This window comes from Trinickia sp. EG282A, assembly GCF_040965455.1.
Taxonomy (GTDB): Bacteria; Pseudomonadota; Gammaproteobacteria; order Burkholderiales; family Burkholderiaceae; genus Trinickia; species Trinickia symbiotica.
This window is the reverse complement of record NZ_JBFRCC010000002.1, coordinates 921207-946944: the sequence shown is the minus strand read 5'-3', so window position 1 is coordinate 946944 and position 25738 is coordinate 921207. Positions and strand designations below refer to the sequence as shown.

At 62.0% G+C, this 25738-nt stretch carries 29 protein-coding genes; 15 read left to right on the top strand and 14 right to left on the bottom strand.

What is annotated here, in order from left to right; all coding sequences use genetic code 11:
• Window positions 1-263: 263 nt before the first annotated feature.
• Complete coding sequence (locus AB4Y31_RS12270; RefSeq protein ID WP_018440868.1) at window positions 264-1457, bottom strand: phosphoglycerate kinase; 1194 nt, start codon at window positions 1455-1457, stop codon at window positions 264-266.
• A 294-nt stretch (window positions 1458-1751) separates the two neighbouring features.
• On the opposite strand from AB4Y31_RS12270, the gene AB4Y31_RS12265 reads away from it, so the two are divergent.
• Window positions 1752-2051: an addiction module antidote protein gene (locus tag AB4Y31_RS12265; RefSeq protein WP_368674137.1), complete on the top strand. Its 300-nt coding sequence runs from the start codon at window positions 1752-1754 to the stop codon at window positions 2049-2051.
• Window positions 2052-2538: 487 nt separating this feature from the next.
• Here AB4Y31_RS12265 and AB4Y31_RS12260 read toward each other — a convergent pair whose 3' ends face one another.
• From AB4Y31_RS12260 to AB4Y31_RS12250, 3 genes are all read right to left on the bottom strand, one after another.
• On the bottom strand, window positions 2539-3303 hold the full coding sequence (locus AB4Y31_RS12260) for a Fis family transcriptional regulator (RefSeq protein ID WP_368674136.1): 765 nt from the start codon (window positions 3301-3303) through the stop codon (window positions 2539-2541).
• Window positions 3300-6410 carry an N-6 DNA methylase gene (locus AB4Y31_RS12255; RefSeq protein WP_368674135.1) on the bottom strand — a complete coding sequence of 1037 codons (3111 nt, stop codon included), beginning with the start codon at window positions 6408-6410 and terminating at the stop codon, window positions 3300-3302. The genes AB4Y31_RS12260 and AB4Y31_RS12255 overlap by 4 nt, the downstream gene beginning before the upstream one ends.
• A 61-nt stretch (window positions 6411-6471) precedes the next feature.
• Window positions 6472-6990: a hypothetical protein gene (locus tag AB4Y31_RS12250; protein WP_368674134.1), complete on the bottom strand. Its 519-nt coding sequence runs from the start codon at window positions 6988-6990 to the stop codon at window positions 6472-6474.
• 448 nt (window positions 6991-7438) lie between these two features.
• Between AB4Y31_RS12250 and AB4Y31_RS12245 the strand changes: the two genes are divergently transcribed.
• Window positions 7439-7720, top strand: coding sequence for a type II toxin-antitoxin system PemK/MazF family toxin (locus AB4Y31_RS12245; protein WP_368674499.1), 282 nt, complete (start codon window positions 7439-7441; stop codon window positions 7718-7720).
• Window positions 7721-7892: 172 nt separating this feature from the next.
• On the opposite strand, the gene AB4Y31_RS12240 is transcribed toward AB4Y31_RS12245, so the two are convergent.
• The 6 genes from AB4Y31_RS12240 to AB4Y31_RS12215 form a co-directional block, all read right to left on the bottom strand.
• Window positions 7893-8354: a secretion protein gene (locus AB4Y31_RS12240; RefSeq protein WP_368674133.1), complete on the bottom strand. Its 462-nt coding sequence runs from the start codon at window positions 8352-8354 to the stop codon at window positions 7893-7895.
• A gap of 13 nt (window positions 8355-8367) precedes the next feature.
• On the bottom strand, window positions 8368-8943 hold the full coding sequence (locus AB4Y31_RS12235) for a pathogenicity island effector protein (protein ID WP_368674132.1): 576 nt from the start codon (window positions 8941-8943) through the stop codon (window positions 8368-8370).
• Between the two features lie 28 nt (window positions 8944-8971).
• Entirely contained in the window at window positions 8972-10405 is a 1434-nt protein-coding gene (sctE, locus tag AB4Y31_RS12230) for a type III secretion system translocon subunit SctE (protein ID WP_368674131.1), read from the bottom strand.
• A 2-nt stretch (window positions 10406-10407) separates the two neighbouring features.
• Window positions 10408-10881: a SycD/LcrH family type III secretion system chaperone gene (locus AB4Y31_RS12225; protein ID WP_368674130.1), complete on the bottom strand. Its 474-nt coding sequence runs from the start codon at window positions 10879-10881 to the stop codon at window positions 10408-10410.
• Between the two features lie 76 nt (window positions 10882-10957).
• Window positions 10958-11689, bottom strand: coding sequence for a hypothetical protein (locus tag AB4Y31_RS12220; protein ID WP_368674129.1), 732 nt, complete (start codon window positions 11687-11689; stop codon window positions 10958-10960).
• 23 nt (window positions 11690-11712) lie between these two features.
• Entirely contained in the window at window positions 11713-12222 is a 510-nt protein-coding gene (locus AB4Y31_RS12215; protein ID WP_368674128.1) for a hypothetical protein, read from the bottom strand.
• A gap of 135 nt (window positions 12223-12357) precedes the next feature.
• Here AB4Y31_RS12215 and AB4Y31_RS12210 point away from each other — a divergent pair, with 135 nt between their 5' ends.
• The 8 genes from AB4Y31_RS12210 to sctW are packed head-to-tail and all read left to right on the top strand — an operon-like array spanning window position 12358 to window position 17120.
• Entirely contained in the window at window positions 12358-13092 is a 735-nt protein-coding gene (locus AB4Y31_RS12210; RefSeq protein ID WP_368674127.1) for a helix-turn-helix transcriptional regulator, read from the top strand.
• A gap of 49 nt (window positions 13093-13141) precedes the next feature.
• A complete protein-coding gene (gene sctF, locus AB4Y31_RS12205) occupies window positions 13142-13357 on the top strand; it encodes a type III secretion system needle filament subunit SctF (protein WP_368674126.1) in 216 nt (71 codons plus the stop codon).
• On the top strand, window positions 13354-13689 hold the full coding sequence (locus AB4Y31_RS12200; RefSeq protein WP_368674125.1) for an EscG/YscG/SsaH family type III secretion system needle protein co-chaperone: 336 nt from the start codon (window positions 13354-13356) through the stop codon (window positions 13687-13689). The genes sctF and AB4Y31_RS12200 overlap by 4 nt, the downstream gene beginning before the upstream one ends.
• Window positions 13679-14023 (top strand): type III secretion system inner rod subunit SctI, encoded by a 345-nt coding sequence (gene sctI, locus AB4Y31_RS12195; protein ID WP_368674124.1) that lies wholly within the window; start codon window positions 13679-13681, stop codon window positions 14021-14023. Before AB4Y31_RS12200 ends, sctI begins: the two co-directional genes overlap by 11 nt.
• Window positions 14023-14778, top strand: coding sequence for a type III secretion system inner membrane ring lipoprotein SctJ (gene sctJ / locus AB4Y31_RS12190; RefSeq protein WP_368674123.1), 756 nt, complete (start codon window positions 14023-14025; stop codon window positions 14776-14778). Before sctI ends, sctJ begins: the two co-directional genes overlap by 1 nt.
• The gene (locus AB4Y31_RS12185; RefSeq protein ID WP_368674122.1) at window positions 14775-15362 is read left to right on the top strand and encodes a type III secretion system domain-containing protein; all 588 of its coding nucleotides are present in this window, start codon (window positions 14775-14777) and stop codon (window positions 15360-15362) included. The genes sctJ and AB4Y31_RS12185 overlap by 4 nt, the downstream gene beginning before the upstream one ends.
• A gap of 4 nt (window positions 15363-15366) precedes the next feature.
• The gene (locus tag AB4Y31_RS12180; protein ID WP_368674121.1) at window positions 15367-16032 is read left to right on the top strand and encodes a hypothetical protein; all 666 of its coding nucleotides are present in this window, start codon (window positions 15367-15369) and stop codon (window positions 16030-16032) included.
• The gene (gene sctW / locus AB4Y31_RS12175) at window positions 16029-17120 is read left to right on the top strand and encodes a type III secretion system gatekeeper subunit SctW (protein WP_368674120.1); all 1092 of its coding nucleotides are present in this window, start codon (window positions 16029-16031) and stop codon (window positions 17118-17120) included. Before AB4Y31_RS12180 ends, sctW begins: the two co-directional genes overlap by 4 nt.
• A 46-nt stretch (window positions 17121-17166) precedes the next feature.
• On the opposite strand, the gene AB4Y31_RS12170 is transcribed toward sctW, so the two are convergent.
• From AB4Y31_RS12170 to AB4Y31_RS12155, 4 genes are read right to left on the bottom strand one after another with little or no spacing between them, the layout of a single operon-like run.
• Window positions 17167-17397 (bottom strand): EscE/YscE/SsaE family type III secretion system needle protein co-chaperone, encoded by a 231-nt coding sequence (locus AB4Y31_RS12170; protein WP_368674119.1) that lies wholly within the window; start codon window positions 17395-17397, stop codon window positions 17167-17169.
• A 32-nt stretch (window positions 17398-17429) separates the two neighbouring features.
• Entirely contained in the window at window positions 17430-18707 is a 1278-nt protein-coding gene (gene sctD / locus AB4Y31_RS12165) for a type III secretion system inner membrane ring subunit SctD (RefSeq protein ID WP_368674118.1), read from the bottom strand.
• Window positions 18708-18716: 9 nt separating this feature from the next.
• Entirely contained in the window at window positions 18717-20222 is a 1506-nt protein-coding gene (locus AB4Y31_RS12160) for an EscC/YscC/HrcC family type III secretion system outer membrane ring protein (protein ID WP_368674117.1), read from the bottom strand.
• Window positions 20213-20617 (bottom strand): hypothetical protein, encoded by a 405-nt coding sequence (locus AB4Y31_RS12155; protein ID WP_368674116.1) that lies wholly within the window; start codon window positions 20615-20617, stop codon window positions 20213-20215. The genes AB4Y31_RS12160 and AB4Y31_RS12155 overlap by 10 nt, the downstream gene beginning before the upstream one ends.
• 164 nt (window positions 20618-20781) lie before the next feature.
• On the opposite strand from AB4Y31_RS12155, the gene AB4Y31_RS12150 reads away from it, so the two are divergent.
• The 5 genes from AB4Y31_RS12150 to AB4Y31_RS12130 all read left to right on the top strand — a co-directional run bounded on the left by AB4Y31_RS12150 (window position 20782) and on the right by AB4Y31_RS12130 (window position 25733).
• Entirely contained in the window at window positions 20782-21450 is a 669-nt protein-coding gene (locus AB4Y31_RS12150; protein ID WP_368674115.1) for a two component system response regulator, read from the top strand.
• A 128-nt stretch (window positions 21451-21578) separates the two neighbouring features.
• Entirely contained in the window at window positions 21579-21947 is a 369-nt protein-coding gene (locus AB4Y31_RS12145; protein WP_368674114.1) for a secretion protein, read from the top strand.
• Complete coding sequence (locus AB4Y31_RS12140) at window positions 21944-24001, top strand: EscV/YscV/HrcV family type III secretion system export apparatus protein (RefSeq protein WP_368674113.1); 2058 nt, start codon at window positions 21944-21946, stop codon at window positions 23999-24001. The genes AB4Y31_RS12145 and AB4Y31_RS12140 overlap by 4 nt, the downstream gene beginning before the upstream one ends.
• Before the next feature lie 2 nt (window positions 24002-24003).
• Window positions 24004-25371, top strand: a complete 1368-nt coding sequence (gene sctN, locus AB4Y31_RS12135; protein WP_368674498.1) for a type III secretion system ATPase SctN — start codon at window positions 24004-24006, stop codon at window positions 25369-25371.
• Complete coding sequence (locus AB4Y31_RS12130; RefSeq protein ID WP_368674112.1) at window positions 25371-25733, top strand: hypothetical protein; 363 nt, start codon at window positions 25371-25373, stop codon at window positions 25731-25733. Before sctN ends, AB4Y31_RS12130 begins: the two co-directional genes overlap by 1 nt.
• The last annotated feature ends 5 nt before the right edge of the window (window positions 25734-25738 follow it).

Here is a 25738-nt window from a genome sequence, read left to right as displayed (position 1 = left end):
CGTCTCGGTTGAATCGCTGAGTGGAGCGCTGCGAGTAGGATGCGTCGGCGCGACCTCTGCCTGCAGGTTCGCGTCGGGGCGCGCGCCGGCTCGAGCCGGCGTCGCTTTGTCTGAAGATGTCGTGGCGCGCGTGGCGCTCTGGGCCGCCTGAGCGTCCTTTGCGAGCCGATCGTCCGGCGCGCTGGGCGGCACCTGGTCAGTCCTTCGGCGGTCCGCTGCGCGTCGGGCAGTGCTTGCCTTCGGTGCGCGAGTGGCCACGCGTCTTAAGCCCGCGATTCGAGCACTTCGACCGCCGGCAGCTTCTTGCCTTCGAGGAACTCGAGGAAGGCGCCGCCGCCCGTGGAAATGTAGCTCACTTTGTCGTGAATGCCGTACTTCGCGATCGCGGCGAGCGTATCGCCACCGCCCGCGATCGAAAACGCCGACGAGCGCGCGATCGCCTCGGCGAGTGTCTTCGTGCCGCCGCCGAACTGATCGAACTCGAACACGCCGACGGGGCCGTTCCAGACGATCGTGCCGGCGCTCGCGAGCTGCGAGGCGAGCGCGCGGGCCGTTTCGGGGCCGATATCGAGGATCATGTCGTCGGCCTCGATCTGAGCGACAGGCTTCGTATGCGCGGCGGCCGTCGCCGAGAATTCCTTGGCGGTCACGACGTCGGTCGGAATCGGCACCGAAGCGCCACGCGAGCGGGCCGCATCGATGATCGCCTTCGCCTCGCCGACGAGATCAGGCTCGGCGAGCGACTTGCCGATCGGCAGGCCCGCCGCCAGCATGAAAGTGTTGGCGATGCCGCCGCCGACGATCAGCTGGTCGACTTTCTCGGCGAGCGATTTCAGGATCGTGAGCTTCGTCGATACCTTGGAGCCCGCGACGATCGCCACGAGCGGACGCTTCGGATTGCCGAGCGCCTTGCCGAGCGCGTCGAGCTCGGCGGCGAGCAGCGGGCCCGCGCAGGCGATCGGCGCGTATTTGGCGATGCCGTGCGTCGTCGCCTCGGCGCGGTGCGCGGTGCCGAAGGCATCGTTGACGTAGATGTCGCAAAGCTTGGCCATTTTCTGGGCGAGCTCGTCCGAGTTTTTCTTCTCGCCCTTGTTGACGCGGCAGTTTTCGAGCAGCACGACGTCGCCCGGCGCCACGTTCACGCCGTTCTCGACCCAATTCGCGACGAGCGGAACGTCGCGGCCCAGGAGCTCGGCGAGCCGCTTGGCCACCGGCGCGAGCGAATCCTCGGGCTTCAATTCACCCTCGGTCGGCCGGCCGAGGTGCGAGGTCACCATGACGGCCGCGCCGGCATCGAGCGCGGCCTTGATCGCCGGCACCGAGGCGCGGATGCGCGTGTCTTCGGTGATGTTGCCCTGGTCGTCCTGCGGGACGTTCAGATCGGCGCGGATGAAAACGCGCTTGCCTGAGAGCAAGCCTTTCGCGATCAGATCGGAGAGACGCAATACTTGGCTCATGGGAGTGTTCGCATCGGAGGTTGGAGGGCTTAACGGCGTCGCGAACGGAGCGCGGCCTGGGGGGGCGGCGCGCGGGAGGCGCGGCGGCGAACGTGCATTTTAGCCCATTGGCGGGGCGGGCCGGCGGGGCGTTGAGGGAATGCGGGTTATGACTAGGTTGTCGACTTTGACCTGAGCTGTCCGATAGTTGAGCACCGAGGAGCGCTGTGAATGCAGTTGGCAGACTTGTAACGCCCGTTCACAATGCAAACATGCTGAACATCCGCATGACCGAAGTATTCGACGTAGGGTTACATGAGCAAAATCAAGACTCGGCCGTGGGATTCGGCCGAACACCTTAAAACGGAAGATGACATCACCGAATATTTTGAAGCCTGCCTTCAGGAAGGGGGCGACGATCCGGCGTTCATCGCCCATGCACTGGGCGTGATTGCGCGCGCGTCTGGTATGTCCGAAGTTGCTCGTGAGGCCGGCGTCAGCCCCGAAGGGCTATACAAGGCACTGTCGGGTGAAGGCAATCCAAGTTTCGATACGATCCTGAGGGTAATCAAGGCACTCGGCCTGCAATTGCATGCCTCGAAAGCACACGCGTGAACCGGGGAAAGCCTCTTTGACCCGCTGCAATCAAAACAGCGACTTCTGCCTTTCGAAAGAAGGCTCGCTGCCTACGAACTCGATGACACTCTGGGCGCCGCCGCCGGAATGGGTGAAAATAGCGCGTGCCGATATCTCAACCGGCGACGCGACGGAGGGCCCTGCAGCGTCACGCTAGCGCGGGCCCAATCGTTTATACAGACGGGAAGAACACCGCTGGTCATCGGGTCGAGCGGTGGCCAATGTCCGCTATATGTTGACTTGCCGTCGCCGGGCCAGCGGGCTTGTTCGAGTGACCGCTTTGGCCCTGAGTAAGGACAGCAAACGACCCGTTCAAGTCGTTTGGAGCGCTCTCGCAGCAACGGCGGGTGTCGAACGTGGAACGATCACCGTCCTTGGACAGTGCCAGCGCCGACCTCAAGGTCATCCCCTGCCGGGCACTTTTTCCTTCCAAAGCGCCGTTACGCTGATGTGATGCTTACGAACGCTATGCGACTGCGCTACCGGAGATGGCTTGGGAAGCAGACGATTTCGGCTTTAACGTGGTGGTCGGATAGCCAAAGCTGAAGAAGAAGTGTGAAACGCGGATCGTTCCGTGCGTGGGCGCAAGCGCCGCATCTCGCTCGTGCTCCGTATCGAAATCTGCGTGAGCAAAGAGCGTAGACGGTCGCGCATAGGCGAGACCTGCTTCAGTCTTGCGCAAACGAAGCGCGGTTGCTACATCTGCGTGTTCCAATGCGGCCCTGATTGGCGGCACCACGTCGAGCTCCGGATCGAGCAGAACGCCCACCATGGCCGCGACTGCTTGCTTGCGGCTGTAGATGCCAGTGACGAAGCGCCCGAGTCCCTGTTCCCGTAGATAGTGGTCCCGATGCTTTTTCTGCCGGCCCAGGCGCTTGAACTCGAATACGAGCTTTATGCCTTGCACGGCATCGTTCCAGCCATACACGATATCGGTTCGGCGTTCCTCAATCATAATCCCTGTGGCTGGGTCTACATCTCCGATAATGTCCTCGGCAGCCCACATGCCAAGCAAGCCACGCTGCCGCGCCACATGGTTTTCCACATAGACTTTCAAGCGTTTGGTGAGTGCGTCTTCCTTCGTCTTAGGGTTGAAGTCCGCCCGCGGCCGCTTTGCCAATTCCGTCCAACCCTGCCGTAAAGCCTCCACGGCTTCGGTTGCCGGCTGGATCGGGAAGGCGTCCAGCCAGTTCGTCGGGATAGTCTGCGGTGGGGTGCCCGCTGGCGTCATGCCATCTCCGCTCTTTTTTGATCATAGGGCTGCGCTTGCACGCTGCGCACAATATGCTCCGCGTCCCGGTGGGCCTGTCTCCGGGTCCAGTTGCGCCGGGCGAGGAAGCGCACGAGGTACAGCGATCCGTCGAACCACAAATGTACGTCGGGAACCAGGGTCAAGAAGTCCCCTGACGGGATTGTGCGCAGACCGACGCGCTGGAGTTCTGCCAACGTCGCGATCACGACATCATCGTTGATCTTGGTACTGACCTCTGGCTTGCCCGTAGGACTCTGAGCGTAGGAGACGCGCACGACGCCGCAGGATCCAGCTCGCCGGTGATCGCTGGCGACGACATCAACTCGGAATCGCCCCTGGCCACGCGTTTTTGTTCGCCAGGCCGTCAATGCCTCTGCGAGTGCGGTAGCGTAGGCATCAAAATCGCCAGCCCCCTCGACGCAGTGCTGGGCGGGGGTATCCAGACTCTTGAAACTGCGCGGGCGCACCGAAGGCATTAGGACACCCACCGTCTCACGAACCAGCATCCGCTCTTCGGTCGTGAGGCCGAAATAAGCAAACACCGCGTCGTCAAGTTCGCCCTGCAATTTGCCATACCGTGGCATCTGCTCGAAGTCGGCAAGCGACGCGAGCTCGGTCATGCGGGTCTGGACGGTACCTAACGCGGCCGTCGCCGCTTCCGGATCGGGAGCATCATTCGGCCCGAAGAAGGGAAAGGTCTCTACGTCGCTCAGATGGACACCGTTGCGCTCGCAAAGCATCTTCCAGCCGCGCAACATGAGGAAGTAGCGCGCCAACGTCGAGCGCAGATAGACCGCGACGAATTGCAATAAGGCTGCGTCATGCTTCGGGCCCGCAATCACGCCAATGCTATGCGTGAACGAGGCTGCGCCATCGTAATAGACGGCTCGGACGTTTTGCTCGTCTTTGGAGAAACCGTCAGGGAACAACACACGTGGCCCGTCGAAGATCTTCAGGATCTCCGGTCCCAAGCCAACTACAGTGGCGTGTTCAGCCGGCCACTTGGTAAGTAGGTCAGGGTGCAGAACAGGCGAACCCACCCGCAAGGCGGCGATCGGCACGTGGGGCTTCTTGCGGAGCACGCCTGCGTCAACGGCGTCACGGCTTTTGTCGCGCAGGTGAATTCCCTTACGGTATATCCAGCGCCGAGACTCCTTGGGTCCTCGCCAGAAATCGGCGAAGGTCCCGCGCAGGGTCAACCGAGTCCAGATGGCAAGATCGTTCGCATCTCCCCACATCATGGTGACCAGCAACTGTGGATCTTCGGCTACCGCACGCGTCTGAAGTGTATGGCGGTCGGCGGACTGCATCGTCAGTCTGCCTAGGGCAAGACTTAAGTCAGCCTTAGGAACCAGGTAGTCGAAGGTCTCGTCGAAGGGAACGTGATTGCGGAGTTCACCGCCGCGGCGCTCCCCTAGGAAGACATGACACGTATTTTCCGCCGTGGGAAAAAGCAAACCTTGCAGGTCGCCGAAATTTATCAGGCGTAGTGGTCGATAGCTGCGCAAGGTGTGCGCCACGAAATTTGCACTCGAAGCGGACGCACCGAGGAATTGGCCGATCGGCAGGATCAGGCACGCACGGCCGCGCTCCGCCAGGAACTCCAGCGCGCGCAAGGCATATGCGCCTGCAATCTGTCTACGAGCGAAGGGCGCGCTGGCACGCTCCGCCCAGTCGTCGGCCGATGTCCGGGCTTCTCCTTCGGGCTCGGCCCATGGCGGGTTTGAGATAATCAGCGAGAAGCGTCGGCCGTAAAAGGCATGCGAGTTGCGGAAGAAGTCTCCTCGCACCTTGCCATAAGCTAGGTTGGTGTCGCTCAAGGATGGCAACTTGGTGCCATCGCGCTCTTGGGCCTCCAGGATGTCCGTTGGATCGAGTCCCTCTAACAGCGACAGGTACAGGCTGAAGGCAGTGACACGGCAGGCCATGAGATTGGTGTCAGCGCCGAAAATGCTGCGCACCAGCAACTTGCCACGCTCCGCGAAGCCAAGCCGCTGTCCGCTCTTTGCTTCCGACAGCGCGATAAGGCGACGGTAAGCGGTGGTCAGCAGGATGCCCGAGCCACAGGCCCCGTCAAAAATCGTCTCTGCCAGCGGATCCGGGGACGCCATGAGGGCTTGGTCGACCGCGAGCATGGCCAGGTTGCGGGGCGTGTAATACGCGCCCTCCTTGGCTTGCTGCTCCGGCGTGAGGAACTTCTCGTACAGGCCGGAGAGCAGTTCCACCGGGATATAGCTGAAGTCGTAGTTCCAGAAATCACCTTGTCCGGTTTCCATATCGGTTCGGCTCAGGAACTGGTTCAGCAGTTCAAAGCCTCGGTCCGCGAGTGCCGTCCAAGGGTCGTGCCGATCATGGCCCAGGAAGTCGCCGTTGAAGTCTCCCCGCAGATGGTCAACCAGATCCCGAACGCCCGCGCGATCCATGCTCGCGACTAGTTGATGCAGGGCCGCGGTGCCACGACGCTCGCGATAGGTCCTCCCTACGATTTCGCGATGCTCCAAGTACGAGATGAATAACACTTGTCCCATGAGCAGTTCAGCTAACTGCCTGCGTGTGGCGACCGATGCGTTGCTACGAAACCCTTCCTCCGTGAGCTTGCTCACGGTCACCGATAGGTTGGCCAGTAGCTTCCGATCGACTCGTGCCTTAACGTCGAACCATTTCGGTAATCTGCGTGACAGGTTGGCCGTTGCGACATCCAATGCGGAGAACAGGCCATCGGGTCTCGCATCGTGTAGGCGTAGCCGCTGTTCGGCTTGCAGCTTCCGCGCAGGTAGGGCGACCGCCTCTGAACCCTTCAGCTCAATTACGATCGTTGCGAGGTTCTGATTCCAGATGCGCTTGCGCACCTCGTCAAGCGACGCCGGGGACAGGGGCCCGTCGTCGCCTACGAACACCACGGTAGGCACACCCTCGACATCGAACACCGCCTGCGCTTGAATCGCCCCATTCGGCTTCAGAAGGCTGGCGATCTCCATGGCGTACGGATGCGCGGCCGGGACTGCAGCTCCGCGCACGTGCAGAGATGCAGGGTCGGCCGAATAGCCAAGCCTGTCGAACCATTGACGTGCGAACGCAGTGGCCACTGCTATGCCTCCAGACATATGAATCTGGACGAAAATGCTTGGCGTCCGAAATGACGGTTATTCATGCCGAGCGCCTCCGCCGGTGACTGTTGGCCGCTTTCAATGGTGGCCGCTCGGCGGCTCGCACGGATGAGAGGGGGAACAGCTCTAGCTGCGCGGTAGCCGCCGTGGCGTCAGACAAAGCGAATCCATCCCGGATGATTGACAGGTGCGGGTCCAGACAAATGAAAATGGCATCGTTCGCTGGTAGGGGCGCCTGATCGTCAAGCAGCAACAACTCGCCTTGAGACGTCAGCGCTAGACGCCGTCCCCACAGCGCGATGAAGGATGCAGATCGCAGTTCCATGCGCAGCTTTGCGAAATTTTCTTTGTGGAATTGGAGCTCGACGCCGAACTGGTCGCGGAGCAGCAGCGCCAACCGCAGGATCAAGATGGTCTGCCAACTGAACTGCGCGGGCGAGCCTTTCTGGCGAGGACGCACGTCAGCCGGCACGAGCGCACGGCGACTTGTCCACTCGCGCAGCTTTTCGGTCGAAAGCCCGGTGAGCCGGGAGGCCACCGGGGTTGGCACCAGGCGCACGGTCCACTCCTTTTGCCCAAGGTCGTTAGATCGCGCATTGTACCCGATTTAACGCGTAGAACGGGTAGCATACCCGACCTCACATTACCCTGCGTCTTCATTCGCCTACGCGCAATCCTGTCATGCACCCGGTTTTGGCGGAGCCTATGCAAGGCACCGCCTTGCCGCGCGGAATGAGCACCCATCTGAGCGCCAGCATGTCCAAAACGGGTGAAGGCTGAAATCAAGAGTCAAAGAAATGCAAAGCTAGCGCTACCTGTCCAGCAAGACTATGCGGCCCATTTTGATTTTAGAACGGACCTGCAAGCGTCTGCTCGCAATCAGCCGTTCGGCGACACCCCGGGCAGTCATTTGCATTACACAGGATTCACCGATTCACCGCGCCGCACACTGACAGGTCAACCGATGAACTTGGATACGCTGTCGATGTGATAGAAACACGGCTAACATACTGAATTCGTTCGGCTTTTATAGCTCTAGCCGACGGGGAAGGAGCAACCAAGGGGATTTTCGGCCCGCGCTCGTTCTCTCGCCTGCGGCGTTTAACGCGCTCGGCGTGGCGCTTGTCGCACCGATTACGCATGGAGGCGAATGCGCGCGATACGCCGGATTCGCTGTGCCGCTCTCGGGTTCGGGCACTGAGGCGCAGGGCGTGGCCTTGATGGACATGGTTCGCACGCTCGATCTTGAGGCGCGTGGTGCCCGCAAGGTCGAGCGAGCCCCGATTTAAGTTGTCGAAGTCGCGCTCGCGCGCGTGCAAACGATTTTGGAATAACGGAAAACGTTCGTTCACGGTCCCGTCTGTAACTACAAGTGAGCGTAGACGGGAGCGAAAGCAATCGGCCAGCAGGGGGAGGGGGCGACGCGGGCACCGGGCGGCGACACCCGCGCGTTCGATAAGCCTACGCGGGCATTGCACCCGCGCTGGCATTGACGCCGCGCTTGGCCGCAGACATCGGATAGACCAGCCAGGGATCGCCATCGATTTCATGCCATACCGCGCCTTGCGACTGCAGCACCCGCGCAAGGCGCTGCCGCTCCGCGGTCAATGCCGGGTTTGATAGCGATTCGAGGAACATCCCGCGCACGCTCTCGAGCTCGGGGACCTGCCGTTCGAGGCCGTGAACGAAGCGCACGAACGCCATGACGGCCCCGTTCGATTCGCGTTTGCCCTCCACCTCGCCCGGCAGAAAATCGCAGACGATCATCTGGTCGCCCTCGACGCGATAAACGAGCTCGAAGCCGGACAGGCGAACGCGCGAGCCGATGACAAAATCGCTCGAGCCGAAGCAGGCGACGGTCGGCTCGAGGCCTTGGGCCTTGAGGAACCGCGTCACCGGATCGAGCGGATCAGTACTCGTCATTGACTGCCTCCGATCAGAATCGCACCGCTTCCTTGATGCGCCCTTGCAGGGCGACCAGGTCCGCCGTGGTCTGGACGAGCTGACGCGAAGCGTCGTTGGCGCGGTCGAGCGCCTGATCGACAGTCTTCTCGAGGTCCTTGGCAAACTGGCTCTGAAGTTCACCGTCCAGGTCCATTTGCTCCGCATCGCGTCGCCAGGACGCGCCCCCCCACTTGGCGGTCCCCTCCATCATCTTGCCGCCGGCGGCGCTCAGGGCCTCGTTGTCCGAAGCCACGCCGAGCATGCCGATGGCGCCGGAGGCGATTTGCGTGCCGGCTTCGAGGACCGCCGCATCGAACCGTTTGAGGATCGCTTCTTTTTTCGTTTCAAATGCCGTCATCTGCCGCTCGAAAGCAGCATATTCCATCTTGCCCGCAAACTGCCGCTGAATGTCGCGCATGTCGATATTGAGCTTTTGCACCAGAAAAATCAGCTCCTCGATCGACGCCGCGGCACTGTCGAAATTGTAGTTGGAGGGCGTCGAGTCCGTTTGCGCCGGCGGCGAGATTGAATTCGTCGAGACAGCGGGCGAAGAATGAATAGCCGTCATGTTTTTTACTCCTCGAGATTAAACGAATTCAAATGGCGCTCGCGACGACGTGGGCCATCGATGCCGCCCCTTGCTGAGCGACGACGGCGGTCTGTCGCATCTGCTCAGAGCCGCCTCGGAGCGCTGTGGACTGACCTTCGATGAGATCCTTCATTTGCTCGCGCGTATCCTTCTTCTGCTGCTCGAACATATCGAACATGGCCTGCATCAACTGCTGATCCAGGATGAGCATGTCGATCTCCTTTTGCAGCTTCGCCTTTTCGATCGCGATGATGCCGGAGTACACGCCATCCACGCCGTTCACGGCGCCGCGCGTCACGTTGACCGCAGTGCGCGTCGCCGCCTTCACAATCGCCTTGATCAACTCTTTGCGAATTTCCTTGACGACCTGCTCGGTGACCTCCTTCGCAGCCACTTCGGCGCCGCGCTGGGCCGCCTGCTTCGCCGCAGTCTTGATGGCATTCTCGACAACCTTCTGGAGCCCCTCCCTGCCCAGCACGTCGAGCGCCTCCTTCGAGATCTGCTTGACGATTTGCTCGGTGAGCTCCTTCGCCGCTTCCTTGACCGCCACTTTCGAGCCCTCTTTCACTGCCGCGGTGACCAGATGCTCGGCCCCTTCCTGCAGCGCGGCCTTGGCCGCTTTGGGAATAATCTTGGTGACGACCATGTTCCGCGCGGCGCTCGTGATGTCGACGATTGCGCCCAATACCTCGAAGGCAAGCTGAACCTTGCCTGCCGTGTTGGCGATCGACTTGTACTTGTCGGCGTGCTTAGGGTCGATGAGCGCCATCGTTTCGGCGATCGCTTTCACGAGCCCAGCCGTGCCCGCCATCAAATCCATGGTGCCGCCCGCCACCATCATTGCGTTGCCCGACAGCGCGCCGCTGACGATCTTCGCCACGCCAGAGACGACTTCCACGGCCGCCACGACCCAGTCGCAAATCGCGCCGAAGATGCCGCCCTTCCGAGCCTTGTGCTGCTGCTCGATGGCCTTTTCGATCTGGTCGCACAGATCCCGCGCTTGTTTATCCTGAATTCGGCGCTCGGCGCTCCCCATGATCTCGAGTGCTTTTCCCTTCGCGTCGGCAACGTTGCCGAGCGCCTGAACCGCCATCATGGTGACCGCCATCATCAGCGTGTCCATCGGCTGCTTTTCCACCTGCCGCAGCGTGGCGACTCCGATATGGGGCTCTGGACCATGGGGCTCATGGCCCGCGAGACGCGCGAACACCCGTTGCAGCGCTCCCGCCGCCTCCCGCTGTGTCACCGCCTCGCCCGCCGCCGCGGGCTTCGCCCAACGGAATGGCAGCGCATTTCGCGCCTTGTCCGAGAGCGAAGGCAGATCGAGCAATCCGGCAAGGTCCCCAGCAGCACGGACGCCTTTCTTGTGCTCATCGAGCGGCTGCGTCGACGGCTCGAAGGCGGCCAAGTCCGCAAATCGAAGACTTGAAATGGCAGACATTGTTATTTCTCCTTGGATGAACAGTGCGAGAGCTGCTCGACGGCGCTCTTTCTGATCTCGTCGTAGCGTGGCTGCTGTCCGCACCATCTGAGCGCGGCATCGAAGGCTTTGCGCGCGTACTCTTTGTTGCCGAGCGCGCGGTAGCTGATTCCCGCAAAGAACGACGCGCGCGGATCGTCGATGTGGATCATGCCGGCCCGGGCGAAGGAAAAGACCGCTTCGTCGTGGGCGGCGAGACGCTGGCAGCAAAGGCCGAGCGCGAACCAGTAGTCGAACCTCCAATGATCGACGCGCACGAGAATCAAATAAACGTTGCGCGCCGCCTCGAATTCACCGGCCTCGAACAATTGCGTCGCGTAGGCGTACATCGTGCCCAAGTCTTTCTTCGAAATGTCGGCGAGCATCCAGAGGGAGCCTCCGTTCGCGAAGAATCGTTGCAGCACCTCGTGATCGTCGTCGGCGACGGAATTCGCCATCGTCATCTTCATTCCTGCGTTGATCGAGCAACGACAAGCGCGGCAGCTATCCACCGCGCCCGTCGAACGTTCACGTTTAACGGATCGACGATGCGATCGACTTGTTCATTTCCGCGCCCATGGACAACAGGCTGTTGACCATCTGCGTGGCGATGTTGTACGTCTGCATGACCTGCTGGATTTTCAGCTGGCTCGTTTGCACGAAGTTGGAAGCCTGGGTCTGGCGGCTATCGATCGCGTTTTTGACCAGCTGGAGTTGGCCCTTGTTGAGAGAGCCCTTAATATCAACGCCGTCGACATTGATGCCGTTATCCTGAAGGTACTTGATAACATCGGCTGGCAGCGTTTTTGTTGTTGTGGCGTCTGTGATATCTCCGATCACCGCCCCCACGTCATTCGACATATCCTGCGCGTGCCGGGCAACATTCTGCTCGGCGTCGATGTCATCCATGAGTGCATTCGCCACATAGTTGAGCAGCGCCATCATCTGCGACATCGTCAAGATACCGCGGCCCATTGGAGAGTCGTTGTTCCGCAGGGCAATCGAGTCGTCTTTCGAGGCGAACTCCGTCGCAATGTGGGAATGAAACGACGCCACTTGCTTCTGGACTTGCGCCTCGCCGATGCCCGGCTTCGCAAATTTCAGCAACCTGACGAAACCGGCGGTGAGCTGCGGCGAGTCGTCGCCTTGCGACCCGCTGTCGCCGCTGGCCATGTACTTTGCCAGTTGGGCCTTCGCATCTTCCCCGAGACTCGCGTAAAAGGTGGACACGTTGACTTGTGCGATTTGGCTTACATTGCCCGTCATTTTTCTCTCCTTCTTTCATCGATTTAAACAAATTTACGAGCCGCCTTTTTCGCGGTCGCGCATTTCGGCGATGGCTTACTTTCAACTGCTCGCCCACCGTCTTTTGGCAAAAGCTCTACGAATTTATCCGCAATGCCATTGATGACCGATTGCAAACGTCGTGTCTTTTCCCGTACCTGATTTTGCAATTGCTGGCCACCCGATCTCATGACCTCGTCGAGCCGCTCCAGCTTTCTGCGCGCGTCAGCATCAAAAGCGGCGCGTTCCCTCAAGACCGCGATTTCTCGCTGCAACGCTTCATACTCCCGTGCTTGCTTCTGTAACGCGAATTCCTGCTTCTTGAAGGTGTCAACCACGTTTTTGAATTTATCGAGCTGCTCCATGATCCCCCTGGAAGTAACATTCACATCGATATCCGTGCCGACGTTTCCGAGCCGATAACGGCGGCAAATCGATGATCGAATCGTAGATGGCTCTTTGGCCGCCGACTTACAAAAGTCCGCCGCGCTTTGCATTTTTTTCTTTTGCGCCAATTTGCCGCTCGCGGGGTCGGCGGGCCCGCGCCCTCGCGCAACAACGACTACCGCTTCAGGTGCTGGCCTGATACCCGGACATCAAGCCAGGTCGCACCATTGCACGAACGGTGCAATGCCTCAGCGGAGCGTTTCATGCAAAAAGTGCATTTCTTGTACGGCAGACAATCTGGCCACGTCCTCGTGCGAGGCGCGGCGCATGCCATCGCGGCTCATAGCATCGCTGTAGCATGCGGCGATGCCGCCATTTGCGGAACAGACGCCGCAAACGAGCTTCATGAAATCAACGTCGGTTCGGTGGACTTTCAGCGGCTTTATCCCGACATCGCCGATCTGCTCGACACGACGATTCCACTTCGATTCGTGCCGGAGCCCGTGCGCATCGTCGCAGCGTCCCCCGGCGTCGTCGAAACGCTCATGCTGCTCGCCGACGCCGCGCCGCAGATGCTTCTTCGCTTCGTCTACGCATATTGTCTCGCGCTCGACCGGGCCTACTTTTCCGCGCTCGCGCGATACGCGATGGCTGGTGATGTCGCCTTGATCGAATTCATCGAAGCGAATTACCTCAAGCAATGGTCTGTGGAGCGGTATGCGCACGAGTTCGGCATGCCAAGCCGCAAATTCGACATGCTGTTTCGAGAAAAGTACGGGATGTCGCCCAAGCGCTGGCTGCTCGAAAAGCGCTTGACGCATGCTCGCGAGATGCTGCAATCGACTTCCATGCGCGTACTCGATATCGCACTCGAATGCGGCTTCGCGAACCACGCCCACTTCACTGACAGCTTCCGCAAGCGGTTCCATTGCAATCCGACGCAATTTCGCATGAGCGAGACAAGAAAACTCGGACTCGCGCAAGGCGCCGCCGCCTGAAGGCCGCTTGATCGGCCCTATCGAACACCCGCTCTCACACTAGGCAATCATGGATGTCGAAGTCGTCAACAATCAGCTTTCTCAGCTTGCGGCGCAGGCCGGCCAAGAGGTGCAGTCGAAAATGACCTCAGCCGATATGACGGACCCCGCGAAAATGCTGCAGGCGCAGTTCGCGATCCAGCAGTACTCGATCTTCATCGGTTACCAAAGCGCGGTCTTGAAGGCCGTCAAGGACATGATGCAAGGCATCATTCAGAAAATATGATCGAGCGCGATATTCGCCGGCTCGTTGCGGAAGCGGGCCTCGCCGCGGTCAACCACGGCTTGTTCGCCGAAGCGCAAGCGATCCGTGCTGCGCTCGTCGATCTCGTTCCGGCGCCCGATCTTCGCCGCCTGCTGGAGGCGACGATCCTGATCGGCCTCGGCGAGCTCGAGGAAGCGGCGCGCCTGCTTGAAAACGACGCTTCAGTCGAAGCCGACACGCTTCGCATGCTGCTGCCCGAGAGGCGCACTAAAGCGGTTGATTTCCGCGCTGCGCATCTCAAGCCGCTCGCCCGCCACACCCATTCCCGCAAGGATATCCGGCATGGACATTGATCCGACTCAAGCCACCCAGACCCAGCGGCTCGCCCATGTGCGCGACTCGCAGCGCACGCCGTCCGCGCACGAGGTCGATGCGTTCACGCAAGCGCTTTTCGGCGCCGCACGACAACTGCCGGAGGACGTCGTCACTTCCGGTCTGAACCAGACATCCACCGGCGTCGACACGGCCATTCGAAACGCACGGGAACTGTCGGTCGTCGAAAAAGGGCCCATCGAGATGCTCGCGGCGCAATCGACGTTGCTGCGCGCGATCGTCGAAGTGGACCTGACCGCGAAAATGGCAGGAGCCGTGTCGCAGGGCATCAATAAACTGACGAGCATGCAGTGATGCGGCGGCACCTCGAGCTCGGATGCATCGTTCTTGCCGTCTCGCTCCTCGGCGGATGCAAGATCGAGCTCTATAGCAATCTCCCAGAAGGGGAGGCGAACACGATGCTTGCGCTGCTTTTGCTGCGCCATATCGACGCCGAAAAGGAGATCCTCAAGCACGACACGGCGACGATCCTCGTGGACAAGTCTCAATTCGTCAATGCGATCGAGCTGCTCCGTCAGAACGGCCTGCCGCGCGCGAGTGTCGTCACGGTCCAGGACTTGTTCCCCTCGGGACAGCTCGTGAGCTCGCCGGCGCAGGAGCAGGCGAAGATCGTCTTTCTGAAGGAACAAGCGCTCGTCAACATGCTGCGCGGCATCGACGGCGTCATCGACGCTGAAGTCGCCATCGCCGAAAGTCCGAGCCCGAATCGATACGATCCTCCGATACCGTCCGCGTCGGTCTTTATCAAATACAGCCCCGACCGCAATCTCGAAGGCAGGGAGACGGACATCAGAAGCCTCGTCCTGAAAGGCGTGCCGGGCTTGAGCCCCGCAAACATCAGTGTCGTGATGCAGCGCGCCGACTATCGATACTTGCCAGGCGCGCCGCACGAGACGGCGGCGGTTAGCGAAACGGCGCCTGCCCGTGCGCCGGCCGCCCCGCGGCGCGGCGGATGGTTCGCAATCTTGCTCGTCATGGCCACCGCGCTCGCCGGGGCCGCGGCCGCCGCTAGCGTATGGCTTTTCCGCCGCAGACGCACTGGATCATGAGCACGATCGTCGACAGGGGTGTTGGGCGACTTCACGAGCTCGCCTGGCGCCCTGGTGCATGGATGCACGAAGCATGGTGGGGTCGCCTCTCGCTCGATGATTGGCGGGCGAGCTATCTGGCCCGCCCTGCGTGTCGCCCTTCGATCGATCGCCTGATCGTCATGCGGCGTGCGTTTCCGATGCAAGCGCTTCCCGCCTCGCTCTGCAGCTGGGACCAGTTGCTGATCGCACTCGAGCCTCGTTTGCCGGCATTGGTGACAGCGCTTGGCGTCGTCGCCCTCGGATGCGTCGATCATCTTTTGCTGAAGTCTCATCGCGAAGCGCTCGCGAACCACCTCGATCTGAAATCCTGCGATCAACTTTTGGCACTGCACGATAGCTGGGATGCGGGGGCCGCGTGCCTCCCGCCGAGCCGGCTCGCCCAGATGGCTTTCTCGGTCGGTGCACGCTGGTGGCATCGCGATGCGCAGCGCAACGTCTGCGCGCGCCTTCTTGCCACATTGTTGCCCCCCGGTGACGACCGTCCGTGCACGAACGAGGGTTGCGCGGTTGAGCACGTCGTCAAGCTGTCACGCTTTCTTTGAGCCCATGCAGCTTCCCATCGTTTATCTGAAAGGCCCCGCGCCGCCCGATCCCATCATCCGCGCGCAGGAGCTGGCGCTCTACTTCGATGCCGCATCGATTGTCGCGGAGGCACGCCGGGAGGCCGAAGCGCTGATCGCGAGCGCCGAGGAAACGCTTGCCCATGCGACGCGCGACGCGCAGCGCATCCGCGCAGAGGCACACGAACAGGGCCTCGCGGACGTGCAAGCCGAGCTGGAGCCTATGCGAGCGTCGCTCGTCGCCGAGACCGTGCAATGGTGCATCGCCGAAAGCGCGCTCGAAGCAGAGATCGCTGCGCGCATCGACGAGCGCATCGGTGCGGTCATCGCCGAGGCACTCGCAGAGTTCGTGGCGGAGCGAGACGACGTGACGCGGCTCTCTGAGCGGGTCCGCGAGCGCTTGAGGCGATGTGCCGAGCATCGCACCCTGACATTGCGCGTGGCGCGCGAGACGTTTGACGCGGCGAGCCGTGAATGCGCGAGCGACGAGGGCGGGTGGCGGGTCGATGTGACGGCAGACGCGACGCTGACGAATGCACAGGCAGTCATCGAAACGCCGTTCGTCCAGATACGCATCGATCTCGACGCCCATTTGGAATCGGTGCTGGCGCAACTGCGCGGCGCCGGCAAAGAAGAGGAGCATACGCCGTGATTGTCGACAAGGTGAACGCGTCGGGTTGCAAGCCGCAGACGGCACAGGCCTTACAGCCATCTCAGCCCGCAGTTCCGGCGGACGCGAGTCAGGCGTTCCCGGCGAATTCCGTCTTCGAGATCGCGCAAAACGAATTGAGCTCAAACCCTGGCGAGTTCGCCTCTCTGCAAGCCAGCTTGAGCGGCATCGATAAGGCGTCCTACACTGAAACTGTCGAAGATATCGGCTTCGCGATTGGGGCGCGGGCACGTGAGTCCCGCGCGCTCAAAGAGGGCCGCGCCGACAAGACGCGTGCGAAGGCCATGCTCGGCAAGCTCGCGGAAGTTGCCACGGAGCACGCCGACGAACTGCGGGCACGTGTTCCCGAAATCGAGCAATCGCCCGCGCCCTACGACGAAATGCGACGGGCGAAGTTCGACGCCGGCGAAATGGCACTGGTCCTCGCGGCCTGTCTGGGGGGCGGCAAGCTGGACGAGAAAGCCCGACGTCGCCTCGAAGATGCTTTATCCACCGTCATGGAAAGCGAAGAGTGGGTGCTGCTGCTCTTCAATCATCTCGAATTCGGCGCCGCCGGTCGAGCGGGACTCACGGAGCTTCGCGAGCTCTACCGGCGCGCGTCGGCGCAACGTCCGCGGCTTGCGCAATGGTTCGAGCAGTTGCGCGGGCTTGCGGACCGCAAACGGAAGCTGAAGACGTTGATTCGCGCGCTCGCGTTCGAGCTTTCGGCGGAGGGCCCCGCGACGGGAGCGCAGCTCGCTGCGGTTATCGGGGACCTTAAGCGCATTTTGCAATTCCTCGGCATGGAGGATCATTGCGAGCGACTCGCCCGCTCATTGCACAGTGCGGACGTCGATGGGGATACGGTATTGGGGCTGTTGATCGATGCCGTTCAGGAAGTCTGGCTCGATAAAAGCTGGATAGCCGACCGCACGGGCGCGCTCATAAACGACGAGACACAGCAATACGTGCTCGTGCAGAGGCTAAACGAAGTCGCCAAGCTGCTGCCAGACGATTGCTTCAACGACGGTGACCAGAGAGACACCATGCTCGAGGCTTTCTCCGGTTGCCTCGACATGCTGGCCGACTAATCGGTCACGCAAGCCGGGGCGTCTAAGCCCCTTCCGCTGGGAATCACTACGCGGCATCGACGTGATAGCGATGCCAAAGCGTTTCGATCACGGCCTGAGCACTTGCCATCGCCTGCGCACAACGCAGCATCGCGTCATGCTTCTCGGGCTTTTCTGGCGTCCGCAATTGCCTGCGCAGTTCCTCCTCCGCACGGCGCAGCTCGTCCAGCAGCACAACGCGCGCCGATCCTTCGCCATCCTCGTAAAGCATGTCTTCCAGACAGGTGATGCGAGTCATGAGAGCCTCGTCGCCTTTTTGAATACGATCGGTTATAGATTGAGCGGTACTGCGATTAGCAGCGGTCCCCTTCGCAGCTCCAGGAATGACGTGCTGAGCGCATAGACTGAAAACCCATTCGGCAATACCGCACCGCGCTGCAAGCGCATGCCGTTCTCGAGTTCGATGAAAAGCGCGTTCGCATTTCCCCCGACACTCGCTATCCTGGCTGGCAGCAATCCGATGGTGGCCGCGGCCGCTGCCATTTTTTCGAAGCGCGCCGGGATGCCCGCTCCGCCGAGGTTGTATTGCGCGATGACGTCCTCGACCATCCGTGACCGCTGCGCCGACAATGCGCCCGTCACGACAAGCGACCTCCCGTCGACGGAGAGGCTGAGCCCTTCGATCAAGTCGCGCTTTGCCAACATTTGCAACAGCCTCTCGAACGACTCGGCGCCGTCATCCACGACCGACCAGTTGCGCAGTCCGCGGACGCCGCGCAATTGCTCAGCTGTCGATCGCCATTGCGCATCCGTAACGATGGCGCCATGGATGACGACCGCTCCTGGCGTGGAGGCGTCCCGCACATCAATGTCTTCATAACCATTCGAATTCAAAACAGCACGTACGTTTCGGCGCAGTACGTCCGCACAGACGCTATCGTCGCGAACCAATCGCCCCGCTTGCTGCAGTTGCTGCCGCAGGCGGTCGATCTCGGCTGAGTCGGCGCAGTATCCCGATAGGACGACGAGACCGGACGCGTCCTCGACGATCTTCAGCCCGTGTCGGGGCTGCGTCTGCAATCGCGCGACGAGCGACGGTTCCGGTGGGGTCGGTGCCGCCTCTCGTGCCGGCTTTGACAACAGCAGCACCGCCACCGCGCCACCGAGCGCAGTAATCGCGACGATGCAAACGCCGAGGGTGCGCGGTGCGATCGGCTTTTGCCACGGAGGCCATCCTCGCCTCTTCTGATGCCCTTGCAGCCCTTCTTTCCCTTGCGGCGATGCTCCGCCGCAGCGAGCAGGGACCGGCAGGTTCGCCAGCGTGTCCGACGCCGCCCCAAGGACGAACGCCTGCCCGGCGATGTCGATCGTCACGTTGAGCGGCAGCCTCTCGTCGCTTTCCCAGCGATGGCCGTCGACCCACGTCGGAACTTCCGAATTCAGGTTGACGCCGCGATCGTCGACGACGAGCACGGCCTGCCGCCCATCTTCGAGCGTGACGGCGACGTCCGCGTCCGACCCTCCCAGGGAAACCTCGCCGGCCGGCAAGGCCAGCTCGCGGCCCGCGAGCAATCCGTTCAGCCACTTGAGCTTGTAGCCGCTGTCCATGTCGTCCGGTTACGATGGCGTCCGGGGTTCGGCCGTGAGCAGGAAAAGCCTGACGGCGCGGCGGCTCGCTTTCTGCGTCGTGCCGAACAGCTTGCCGAGCACCGGGATATCGCCAAGCAGCGGAATCTTGCGTGAGCCCGCGCGCTCCTCGTCCTGCACGAAGCCGCCGAGCAGCAACGCTTGCCCCGCTTTCAGCAGCGCCTGTGTCGTGACTTCGGAATTGAGCGTTTGCGGCAGCGGCTCGGCCCGGCTTATCGGGTCGATCTGGCGCCCGTCTTCGATACTCAGGCTCAGCATGATGTCGGCGTGTCCGTCGCTGTCGATGACGCGAGGCGTCACACGCAAGAGGGAGCCTGTCGATACGGACTCGAGCTTGGCCACTTGCTCTCCAACGAGCTTCGTATAGAACGTGACGTTCCTGTCGAGGATGGCCTGCAGATTGTCGAGCGTCAGCACCGAGGGCCGCGACAGCACGCGAGCCTTGGCCTCCTGCTCGAGCGCGGACAGCCGCACCTGAAAGGCCCCCATATTGCCGACGACGGTCGAGAAATCGCCGGGCGAGGTGGATCCGTTAAAAGTCACAGCTCCCCCGCCGATCCGCGTGGTCGCGGCCCAGTCTATGCCGAGCTGGCCGACGTCCTGCTCGTCGACGTCGATGATCGTTACCGAAATCTCCACGAGCTTGGGTTTATGATCGAGCTGCGCGATCAGCTTGGCATAAAGCGGCAGGTTGATTTTCTTGTCGCGGACGACCACCGCGTTTTGCCTGGGGTCGGCCGAGAACATCGGCAGAACGTTGTCACCGGCCGCCTGCGCCACCTTGTCGTTGCTCAACTGCGGCGTGCGCCCCTGCGTCATCTCTCTGAGCAGCGAGACGACACCGGGGACGGTCACATGCTCGCTTCGATAATCGTAGGTGGCATCGGTTGCGGCCGCGTATTTGAGCGCAAACAGCTCGATCCCTTCCTCGTTGCGCTCGCGATCGAGCTTTTGCTCGTCGACTCGTTTGAGAAACTGCGTGACGCGCTCGACGCAAATCGGGACGCCGTGCACCTGAATCGCGTTCGACCCGGACACGGGATGAACATCGCAGCGCCCTGCCGCAATCAACTGCGTGTCACGCAACTCGGTCATTAAGGTATCGACGGGCAAGTAGGCCGGCGTAAAAAGATCGGCACCGACTTCGTCGGCTCTGTAGATATAGACCGTTTGTCCGTCGTAGTACCACGCGAGGCGATACAGACGGGCGAGCGAATCGAGCGCGCGCTCGAACGGCATGGCATCGATGCGGCCGATGAACGCGCTGTCGATGCGCGGGCTCACCACAACGGGTACCCCGTAGTTGGCGCCCATATCGCGCACGACCGCGGCAAGCTTCGCACCGTGTGTCGAAAAGACGAACGCCGGCGCCCCATTCGTCCGGATCGCCGCTTGGGCGCCTGCCTGCGTCATAAAAAGCGCCGTAAGGGCGAAGCGCCGGGCGATAGCGGAGAAGCGTCGGCGCACTACGCCCATGCCTCGAGTTTTCGCATCCGCTCGTCGTTCGCGCGCTGGCGCTGGCGCCGATGCCGATCGCCGAGTCGACCCGTGATCGCCACCTGCTGATTGAAGAGCGCTTGCCATTCCGTGTCCGCCAGTTGCGGTTCGTACCGCCGCACAAGCCACAATCCGTCGTCGTCGAGCGAAAATGCATCGTCGATCGCATCGCGGACCGAGGCAAGCCACAAGCTCGCTTGTTCGAGCCAATCATCCTCGATCGATCCGCATTCTAATTTCACGGCAACGCACAAGCCTTGAGAAAATTCGCAACACCAGGCTTGCGCGTCGGCGATCTCGAAGAACCAACGCGCGCCGCGTTGCTCGACGCTCGAGATCGATCCCAGATTGGCAAGCGGTGACGGAAAGTCCATTGCGATAGCAGTGAAAAAACTGAGATTTTGGCAGCCCGCGCTCACGCTCACGATCCGGTGATAGCCTTAGCTTTCTCTCGAATTTTCTTTTTTCGGAAACACGGGAGGTGCACGCACGGCACGCCCGCGAGTCCGTCTCTAGCTTTGTCCTTGGGAGGGTCGCAGTGCTCAAGACGCATCGCTTGCTGATCGTCGACGACCATCTTTTGCTCCGCGATGGCATCAAGCACGCGCTGAATGCGGAGCCGTCTTATCGAGTCGTGGGAGAGGCCGCCGACGGGCTCGAGGTCTGCGCGGCTTGCCACGTGCTGCAGCCCGATATCGTCATCATCGACTTGGCATTGCCGGGCATGAACGGCATCGAGGTCATTCGCCAATTGAAGCGCCGATGGCCCGGAATGTACATCGTGGTCCTAACCGCCGACGGAACGGAGGCCAGGGCGCGCGAGGCGCTCGATGCGGGCGCGAATGGCTTTGTGCGCAAGGAAGGCTCGAAGAATGCGCTCCTGGCCGCACTTGCGACGACCCTTCGTGGCGGCCGATATCTCGACCCTGCGCTCGATCGGACGCAGATCGATTCGGGCTCGTCCGATTCGACGATACGATCGACGCTGACGAGCCGCGAGCGCCAAGTGCTCCAACTCGTTGCGGAAGGCGCGCGCAACAGAGATATCGCCGACAGGCTGAGCATATCGATCAAGACGGTCGAGACCCATCGGCTCAATTTGATGCGCAAGCTCGATGCCCATAACGCGGTCGAGCTCGCGAACTGGGCATACCGCCTTGGATTGCGCGCGTCCGCCCTGGCCGATGGGCGATCCGCGCGTAACTGATATCTGCGCAAAAAGCCATCGACACGGCTTTCAGGTGTTCGCCCGATGTCGCCGCCTCGTCGGCATCGCGGACAATGCACGCCTGATCGGCAGTCCGCCGGCGCCGCCCGCGCGCACGCGCAAACGAGATGAATCTGCAAACGCAGCGACGGCTGGAGCAATTCGCTCGGCTCGCCGAGCTACCTGTCATTCGAATCGAACCGCGCATGGAGTTCGCGTTGCCACCGTTTCGACTCTACGTCGAGGTCGTCAATGAGCGCGTGGTGATGACGCTCGCGGCTCGCGTCGATGCCAAGGAGCGCGCGCGCATCCTGAAGCTGCTGCTCTCGGCCTGGCGGCCCGCCGCGTTGCATGGCGTGCCAGTACGTGCCTTTGCGGTGCGCGGCTATCAATTGCTGGCCTGCTCGCCAGCCCCCGGTAGCGACAGCGGCGAGTGGCTCACCTGCTACAAGGCGATGCGCCGCATCCTCGAGCACCACGCAGGCGGGCGCGCATGAAACGGCTGACGGCATGGCTCGCGATCGCGGCGAAGCGCCAGGACGTCATGCTTGCCGTGATGTTGCTCGTCGCGGTCTTCATGATGATCATCCCGCTGCCGACGGCGCTCGTCGATTTGATGATCGCGATCAATCTGACGATCTCCATCGTGCTGTTGATGATGGCGCTCTACATTCGCGAGCCGCTGGAGTTTTCGGCGTTCCCGTCGGTACTGCTCATCACCACGCTCTATCGTCTCGCGCTCACCATCAGCACCACTCGCCTGATCCTGTTGCAGGCCGACGCCGGAGAAATCATCTACACGTTCGGTGCCTTCGCCGTGGGCGGCAATCTGGCCGTCGGCGTCATCGTCTTCATCATCATCACCATCGTGCAGTTCATCGTCATCACCAAAGGCTCGGAGCGCGTCGCCGAGGTCGGCGCGCGGTTTTCGCTCGACGGCATGCCCGGCAAGCAGATGAGCATCGACGGCGACATGCGCGCGGGCGTCATCGACGCCAACGAAGCGCGGCGCCTTCGCGGTCTCGTGCAGAAGGAAAGCCAGCTCTACGGCGCGATGGACGGAGCGATGAAGTTCGTCAAGGGCGATGCGATCGCGGGCATCATCATCATCCTCGTCAACATTCTCGGCGGCACGGCGATCGGCGTATTCATGCACGGCATGAGCGCAACGCAGGCGATGTCGACATACGCCATCCTCTCGATCGGCGATGGGCTCATCAGCCAGATTCCCGCCCTGCTCATCTCGATCACGGCCGGGATCGTCGTCACGCGCGTTCCCGGCGAGCAACGCCGCAATCTTGCGGCCGATCTCGCCGAGCAGGTCGGCAGACAGCCTCAGGCGCTTTTGCTTGCGGCTGGCGTGCTCGTCGTATTCGCATTGATTCCGGGCTTTCCTATTGCCTACTTCACGCTGCTCGCCATCGCGGTGTTCGGCTGCGCGTGGAGGCTCAGAAAGCGCCGCGCGAGCGGCATGGCGGGACCCGTCTCCGGAGACGGCGCCGATGAGCGCGGCGACACGCACGCAGGTCATGCGGGCGCCGGCATGACGCCAGGCGCCGTTCCACTCATGATCCGTGTCGCCGACGATCTGATGCGCGCCGATCGCTACGCCGCGCTCTTCAACGACTTGCGCGCGCAGAAGTTCGAAGCGCTCGGCATTCCGTTGCCCGAAATACAGGTCGCTCGCGGTCCGTCGCTCGACGCGGGCACGCTGCAGGTGTTGGTGTATCAGGAGCCGGTGCTGAGTGTGGTCATTGCCGACGGCATGCTGCTGGCCGGCGCCCGCACCGCGCCGCTCGGCGATCCCGCACGCGTCGACAAGCTCCCATTCGGCGGCCTTCACCTTCAATGGGTCGAGCGAGAACGTGCCAGTGCGCTGCAGGCGCTGGGGACGACGCTCTACGAAGGCGACGCGCGCATCGCGCATTGCCTTTCGCTGGTGGTGGATCATCACGCCGCGGAGTTCGTCGGCGTCCAGGAGACACGCTTCCTGATGGATGCGATGGAAGGCCGCTACGCGGAGCTCGTGAAGGAAGTGCAGCGGCAATTGCCGATCGGGCGCATCGCCGACGTATTGCAGCGTCTAGTCGAAGAGAACGTATCGATTCGCGACCTGCGCAGCATCTTCGAAGCCCTGATCGAATGGGCGCCGCGAGAGAAGGACCCTGTGATGCTGGCCGAGTACACGCGCCTCGCCCTGCGGCGTCACATCACCACGCGCCACCGCGCGGGCCGCCCGTGGATCAACGGATGGATGATCGGCGACGCAATCGAAAACATGATCCGGGAATCCGTGCGGCAAACGTCGGCAGGCTCGTATTCCGCGCTCGATCCGCGTCAAAGCAAGGCGATCGTGGAACACGTGCGCGAAGCGCTCGCCGGCACCGAGGATCGCAACGTTATCCTCATCACGGCGATCGACGTGCGGCGTTTCCTGCGCAAGCTCATCGAGCGCGATTTCTTCGCGGTCCCCGTCCTCTCGTTTCAGGAAATCGGCGACGAGGCCGAGCTGCGTGTCATGGGTAACATCGAGTGGTTCGAAGCGCAATGACGATGCGTCATCCCGATGCCCGAACGATCGAGGCTGCGCTGGCCGCTCGCCTCTCGCGCCGCGTCGAACGCGTACTGGACGCGCTGCCTGCCGAAAAGGTGTACGGCCGCGTCACCGAAGTCGGGCCGACGCTGCTGCGCGCGTCGCTGCCCGGCGCGGGGCTCGCGGAGTTATGCCTGCTGCATCCTTCAGGCATCGAGGCCGAGGTCGTCGGCGTGCAGGGCGAGTTTGCTCTGCTTTCGCCGTTCGCCGAGCCACTCGGCATGAAGACCGGCAGCGAGGTCGAGCGCCTCGGGCGTCCGCACGAAATCGCGCTCGGCCCGTTTTTGCTCGGCGCGGTACTCGACGGAATGGGGCGGCCGCTCGATGCGGCCGTCACGCCGCGCGATTGCGCATATCGCACGCTCGAGCGCAACGCGCCCGATCCGCTGACGCGCCCCATCATCGACACGCCCCTGCCTCTCGGCGTTCGCGCGATAGACGGCTTGCTCACCTGCGGGCGAGGACAACGAATCGGCGTCTTCGCGGCGGCCGGCGGTGGCAAGAGCACGTTGCTCGGCATGATCTGCGACGGCAGCCTGGTCAGTGCGCGCGGGAAGCATTCCGGCGCGGATGTCATCGTTCTCGCGCTGATCGGCGAGCGCGGCCGCGAAGTCCGAGAGTTCCTCGATCACACGCTTTCCGAGGAAGCGCGCAAACGCAGCGTCGTCGTCGTATCGACCTCCGATCGCCCTGCACTCGAACGATTGAAGGCTGCCTACACGGCCACCACGATCGCCGAATATTTTCGCGATCAGGGCAAGAACGTGCTGCTGATGATGGATTCGCTGACCCGTTTCGCCCGCGCGTGCCGCGAGATCGGCCTCGCGGCCGGGGAAAAACCCGCGGCAGGCAGCTATCCGCCGAGCTTTTTCGCCCGCTTGCCGCGTCTGCTGGAGCGTGCCGGTCCCGCGTGCACGGGCAGCATCACCGGTATCTACACCGTGCTCGTCGAAGGCGACAACCTCAACGAGCCCGTTGCGGATGAAGTTCGATCGATTCTCGATGGACATATCGTGCTCTCACGCAAGCTCGCCGAAGCCAATCACTACCCGGCCATCGACGTCGGCGCGAGCGTGAGCCGGATCATGTCGCAAGTGACAAGCGCCGAGCACGTCGAGCTCGCCGGCCGACTGCGCCGCCTGATGGCGGCATACAAGGAAATCGAGTTGCTGGTGCGCGTCGGCGAATATCAGCAAGGGCAGGACCCCGAGGCCGACGAAGCGCTCGCCCGCAAAGAAGCGATACGCGCCTTTTTGTGCCAACGCACTGGCGAAACGAACGATTTCGAGGAGACGGTCTCACTGCTGTGGAAGACGGTGCAAGGGTAGTGCTGGGTCGACTGGTGTCGCTCAAGGCGCGCCGCGAGCGATCGATCCGCGCCTCACTTCATGCGCTCTCGCGCCGGGAAAGCGCGTTGCTCGCCGAATTGGATGGAATCGGCGTGGAGCTTGCCGGTCTGCGAGAGCGGTGGCGAGAACGGTGCGACATCCTCGACGTCCTCGACCAGGACGCGCTGCGCGACCTCAAGATCGAACTCGGCGATTACTACCTGGCCGAGCGTCGCCTTCTCGAGCGTATCGATACGATGCACCAGCTGCTCGAGGAAGTGAAAATCGAGCGCGATCGGCTGAATCGGCTGCTGCAAAGCGCGGTGATCGCGCAGGACAAATTCATGACATTGCTGGAGTAGAAGCC

Bases quoted from the DNA above. Each gene is read 5' to 3' on its own strand.
- AB4Y31_RS12270 (WP_018440868.1), bottom strand. From the start codon at position 1,457: ATGAGCCAAGTATTGCGTCTCTCCGATCTGATCGCGAAAGGCTTGCTC.
- AB4Y31_RS12265 (WP_368674137.1), top strand. From the start codon at position 1,752: ATGAGCAAAATCAAGACTCGGCCGTGGGATTCGGCCGAACACCTTAAA.
- AB4Y31_RS12260 (WP_368674136.1), bottom strand. From the start codon at position 3,303: ATGACGCCAGCGGGCACCCCACCGCAGACTATCCCGACGAACTGGCTG.
- AB4Y31_RS12240 (WP_368674133.1), bottom strand. From the start codon at position 8,354: ATGACGAGTACTGATCCGCTCGATCCGGTGACGCGGTTCCTCAAGGCC.
- AB4Y31_RS12235 (WP_368674132.1), bottom strand. From the start codon at position 8,943: ATGACGGCTATTCATTCTTCGCCCGCTGTCTCGACGAATTCAATCTCG.
- sctE (WP_368674131.1), bottom strand. From the start codon at position 10,405: ATGTCTGCCATTTCAAGTCTTCGATTTGCGGACTTGGCCGCCTTCGAG.
- AB4Y31_RS12225 (WP_368674130.1), bottom strand. From the start codon at position 10,881: ATGGCGAATTCCGTCGCCGACGACGATCACGAGGTGCTGCAACGATTC.
- AB4Y31_RS12220 (WP_368674129.1), bottom strand. From the start codon at position 11,689: ATGACGGGCAATGTAAGCCAAATCGCACAAGTCAACGTGTCCACCTTT.
- AB4Y31_RS12210 (WP_368674127.1), top strand. From the start codon at position 12,358: ATGCAAAAAGTGCATTTCTTGTACGGCAGACAATCTGGCCACGTCCTC.
- sctF (WP_368674126.1), top strand. From the start codon at position 13,142: ATGGATGTCGAAGTCGTCAACAATCAGCTTTCTCAGCTTGCGGCGCAG.
- AB4Y31_RS12200 (WP_368674125.1), top strand. From the start codon at position 13,354: ATGATCGAGCGCGATATTCGCCGGCTCGTTGCGGAAGCGGGCCTCGCC.
- sctI (WP_368674124.1), top strand. From the start codon at position 13,679: ATGGACATTGATCCGACTCAAGCCACCCAGACCCAGCGGCTCGCCCAT.
- sctJ (WP_368674123.1), top strand. From the start codon at position 14,023: ATGCGGCGGCACCTCGAGCTCGGATGCATCGTTCTTGCCGTCTCGCTC.
- AB4Y31_RS12185 (WP_368674122.1), top strand. From the start codon at position 14,775: ATGAGCACGATCGTCGACAGGGGTGTTGGGCGACTTCACGAGCTCGCC.
- AB4Y31_RS12180 (WP_368674121.1), top strand. From the start codon at position 15,367: ATGCAGCTTCCCATCGTTTATCTGAAAGGCCCCGCGCCGCCCGATCCC.
- AB4Y31_RS12170 (WP_368674119.1), bottom strand. From the start codon at position 17,397: ATGACTCGCATCACCTGTCTGGAAGACATGCTTTACGAGGATGGCGAA.
- sctD (WP_368674118.1), bottom strand. From the start codon at position 18,707: ATGGACAGCGGCTACAAGCTCAAGTGGCTGAACGGATTGCTCGCGGGC.
- AB4Y31_RS12160 (WP_368674117.1), bottom strand. From the start codon at position 20,222: ATGGGCGTAGTGCGCCGACGCTTCTCCGCTATCGCCCGGCGCTTCGCC.
- AB4Y31_RS12155 (WP_368674116.1), bottom strand. From the start codon at position 20,617: ATGGACTTTCCGTCACCGCTTGCCAATCTGGGATCGATCTCGAGCGTC.
- AB4Y31_RS12145 (WP_368674114.1), top strand. From the start codon at position 21,579: ATGAATCTGCAAACGCAGCGACGGCTGGAGCAATTCGCTCGGCTCGCC.
- AB4Y31_RS12140 (WP_368674113.1), top strand. From the start codon at position 21,944: ATGAAACGGCTGACGGCATGGCTCGCGATCGCGGCGAAGCGCCAGGAC.
- sctN (WP_368674498.1), top strand. From the start codon at position 24,004: ATGCGTCATCCCGATGCCCGAACGATCGAGGCTGCGCTGGCCGCTCGC.